Below are 3,898 nucleotides of genomic sequence, written 5' to 3'. Positions count from 1 at the left end.
CTTCAGAATACATCCCCTCTGTTATTTTGTTCATTTTTCTTGTGAAAATGGATTTTTCAATAATATCTAATTGGCCACTGAATCAATCGCCCGATAATAGGCTTAAGCTAGCGTTGTTATTTGTGCATTTGGTGATTGTATTTGCAATTCTCTCGCCTATCATTAGCCGATTATTGTCACAGTTCGGTGATGAGAAATTAAAAAAATTCATTGGTCTTCCTGAAGTTGGGAAAAATATTACGTATATTGATTTTTATGATTTTTTAAGTGGGCTCGCTTTATCAGCATTTTACTTAACTATTCTTCTCTTTTCATTAAAAGAGGTTTACGAAAAAACCGGGTGGGTGATCGCTGGGATATATGCTTTTCTTATGTTTGTTTCCTCTATATCAATTGCAGTATTGTCGTTGGTGAGATATATATGGTTATTTACTAAGTTTAATAACTATGCATACTATTCTGTCGCATTACTAGCGAGCAGTATGTGTATGGCGGTTATTGGAGTAGCGATGAATATGGTTTCATGATTCCTTCTAGTATATGCTATCGGGCGATTTAATGGTGGGAATAAAAAATTTTTTTCTCTGGATGTTTTGTTAATAGTTACATCTCGCGTTGTCGTTCATGATAGAAATATTAAGAATGATATTTAGTTCACGCAGATATACTAAATGTAGGTACAGCGGTGATTTTCATTTGTCCTTATATGACTACTAATACGTTGTAGGTAGGCGGCCTACTTCTCGCGGTGAGTTCAACTGAGCGATGTAACACCTCATCCATTTTATGAATATCGTTCCAATTCCAGTTGTTGCAGTTCATCGAGAGTATAGATACGAAAAACGTTCCGATGACGTGCCTCCAGCGGAACATGCTGATGATTCACGATGACGTATTTTATATTGGCAAACAGCAGTTCAAGGGCGCGTTTTTTCTGTAGGTCTGGCACGATATAGAAAACGTACATCCACTGCTTGTGGGTACGTGCCAGTAAGTGGTTGGCGATAATCGTCTGGTAGCGCGCTTTGGTTTTCAGGTGTCTTTCGGTTTCGATAGCAATGACTTTGCCGCCCGGGAGTGTGATCACCCCATCCGGGCGGTGTTTTACCTGATATTGTCTGACAAAGCCTGAACGGTCACCGTTTATCCAGCCGGAAGCGCCTTTCTTCTCCAGAATCAGCCGGGCTGCCTGATTATCCAGGTGATGTGCCAGCGTCCAGCCCGTGATTTTTGAGGGCTCGAAGCGAGCCGGGAAGATATCATCGTCAGGGGTTAACACAACGGCCAGCCCGTCATTGGTGATCCCCCATAATGAAATTTTTATGTGGGGTAATTTGAGCACAACTTTTTGGATTAACCCCAGCCCCACGACTTTTGCCAGCAGCGTATAAAGCGACTTGTGGTCTTTGAAATCAAACAGCAGCATCAGCATTTTAAAGTCGCTGTAGGTTTCTTCTTTCAGAAAGCACAGTAATCTTTTTATCTTCCCGCTATTCAGTGCTGTGCGTTCGCCCGGTGATGAGATAAGCATTAATCCTCCTGATTATCGGGTGAGTATGATCCTGTTTCATGGGATGCTGGTGCGACTGCGCTTTCTTCTTCATCACTGAAAGCCAGTGCGACTTTTACCGTTGCTGTGCGGGTGGCAATATCAGGAGAAAGGGAACAAATCTCCAGCGTGCGTTTCTTGACCCTGATGGGTGAAATCAACGAGGCTGTGGGAAGGGCTTTTGTCGTAAAGATGAAGCTGACAAAGTCGGGCAGGTTCAGCACCATATTACTGTCGATAAAAAAGCGTTCCGCCTGCCTGATGCTACGTTCACTGTCGATGGTCTCTGTCAGTACTGCATTGGTTTGTGCCTTGCGGATTTCATCATCGACCAATATGGTGCCGGACATTCTCGCCACCCATTCAGCGGTATCCGGATCCATAACACGATAAACCAGTTTGAATTTGGCGTTTTCAACGACAGCGCCAATAACTGCCTCACCGTTCAAATCTGCCGGGCAGTCTTTTAGATCGGCGATGGATTGATGCGCCATGATGATATGTACGCCTTTATCCCGGGCCGCCCCCAATCCCTCCAATGCGGGTTTGGATAAATGGTATTTCAGTTCATCGAGAAAGATGGCTATGGGGCGGGGCGCTGTATTTATCCTGTCGCGTCGCTCGGCTAACTGATAAAGGCGAACCAGCAACATGCGTTGGGCGGTAATGATTTTGCTGTTGCGCATCGAGCCGATGACATAGCAGCAACCGCCTTCCTCAAAAGTCTGTTTAAGTGCATATCCTCCCGGTGCGTTGATGGCATTGAGTAATGCCAGCTCTTCTATCTTGCCGTAAAAAGCTTTCATGTTCTCCGCAATGCCCTGAACATAATCACCGTTATAAATATCCCGGAGGGTAGCCTCTGGATGGTGGCGGATAAATTGCCCTGCCATCCGTGCCGCCTTTCTGTCATCGATACGGTAAAAGTCGGACTCCTGACCTTTCTCCGCCAGACTGAATCCTGCAACAAACAATTCCTCCAGTTCGTCATCGGTAATATCCTTAATGAGATTTAACTGGTAATGCTGTTTTCGCAGGTCAATCAGGACAAAGGGTTTACCAGCATCCTCACAGGCTTTGCGGTAAAGATGCGGTGCCCATTCATCGTCTTTAGGGTCCATAATAAATACGCCTTCACCGGCAAGAATACTTTGATAAAGTAATATTCCGGTGGCTACCCCCTTACCGGCACCGGTGGTTCCGATAATATCCGCATGTTGTTTTTGCCAGTCTTTTAACGGGAGATACATGGGGCGTTTCTCCCGATCTATGCCGATGAAGATGCCTTTGTTCAGGTTGATATAACCCAGCGGATCATAATGCAGGGTGTCTGGCAGGAGTGACTTTACCGTGCGGATATCCGTTCGCAGCGCTCTTTCAAGCGTTGTCTTTTTGACGAGACGTGTCTTTATCCTGTCCAGTTCCGGTGTTAATACCCGGCGCAGCATAATATGAAAAATAATCCCGGTGACAGTGAAAGCCATCCGTAGTGACCAGGCCAGCACGGTATTATCACTGGTGAGTCTGATCTTATACAGCCACTGAAAAAATTCGATAACGACCGGGGCCATGGTGCCAGAGAGAAAACATAACAGGGAAAACGCCATAATCAGTTTTTTCCATAACACAATATGTTGCCGACCATCGTTTCTGAAGGTCAGTAAAAAGGGCATGGTCAGACCCGAGAATAATGCCAGCACCAGTTGATAAGCTTGCGTGAAAGCAATAACGGTCAACGCGCCATTGACTATCGGAGAGAGTGAGATGGCCAGCTTATGTAAAATCATGGAGCCTCCTTTGTGAGCCACTCGCCCCAACGCATTGCCCCAGCCATTCGCCCCACGGTGTTGGGCGAAAAGGCGGGGCGAACGTCTGGGGTTAAGAAGGTGGCCGCTGTGCGGCCATGTGCAGGAAAGCATGCTTCCCTGCACGAAACGGCGTGCGCCAGTACATGCGGGCTGGACGCCCTTATTGCCTGGCACATGGGTGTAATGTTGCGGCTGGACGCCGCACCAAAACCCCCAACGTCAAGGGCGGCACACCGTCGCGCGCTACGCGCGACCAACCCCTTTAAGACGGTCGCTTTGGCCCTTTATTTCCCTTGCGCGTTCCTTGCAACGTGAAATAAGCGGGAAGCGAACCTTTAAAGGGGTTGGTCGCGCCACGCTACCGGCTGTTGGCCGGAGACTTGGCAGCGACGGTGTGCGGGGCTGCCGCCCCCCAAATAAACCGACGCGTGGGCGCGTCTTTTTGCTCGCTGGGGCGGCAAAATTTATTCGGCTCCCCCCGGCCTGCTCGGTTCCCTGGGGGGAACGCTCGCCGGTGGGTGCGGGCGACGCCAATTAGCAA

Annotated in this window: 3 protein-coding genes; 1 reads left to right on the top strand and 2 read right to left on the bottom strand. The window is 47.8% G+C overall.

Annotated elements, in window-relative coordinates:
- A partial coding sequence (locus tag J5224_RS23850) for a hypothetical protein (RefSeq protein WP_264627713.1) occupies positions 1-527 on the top strand: 527 nt, incomplete at its 5' end.
- A 257-nt stretch (positions 528-784) separates the two neighbouring features.
- On the opposite strand, the gene mobC is transcribed toward J5224_RS23850, so the two are convergent.
- Positions 785-1,531 (bottom strand): MobC family replication-relaxation protein, encoded by a 747-nt coding sequence (mobC, locus tag J5224_RS23845; RefSeq protein ID WP_264627712.1) that lies wholly within the window; start codon positions 1,529-1,531, stop codon positions 785-787.
- A complete protein-coding gene (locus tag J5224_RS23840) occupies positions 1,531-3,336 on the bottom strand; it encodes a type IV secretory system conjugative DNA transfer family protein (protein ID WP_264627711.1) in 1,806 nt (601 codons plus the stop codon). The genes mobC and J5224_RS23840 overlap by 1 nt, the downstream gene beginning before the upstream one ends.
- Between the last annotated feature and the right edge of the window lie 562 nt (positions 3,337-3,898).

The organism is Candidatus Symbiopectobacterium sp. NZEC135 (genome assembly GCF_025962695.1).
The sequence above is the reverse complement of the archived record's forward strand: the minus strand, read 5'-3'. Positions and strand labels throughout refer to the sequence as shown.

What these genes read in the sequence shown, in the direction of transcription:
- J5224_RS23840 (WP_264627711.1), bottom strand. Translation starts at nt 3,336, where the DNA reads ATGATTTTACATAAGCTGGCCATCTCACTCTCTCCGATAGTCAATGGC.
- mobC (WP_264627712.1), bottom strand. Translation starts at nt 1,531, where the DNA reads ATGCTTATCTCATCACCGGGCGAACGCACAGCACTGAATAGCGGGAAG.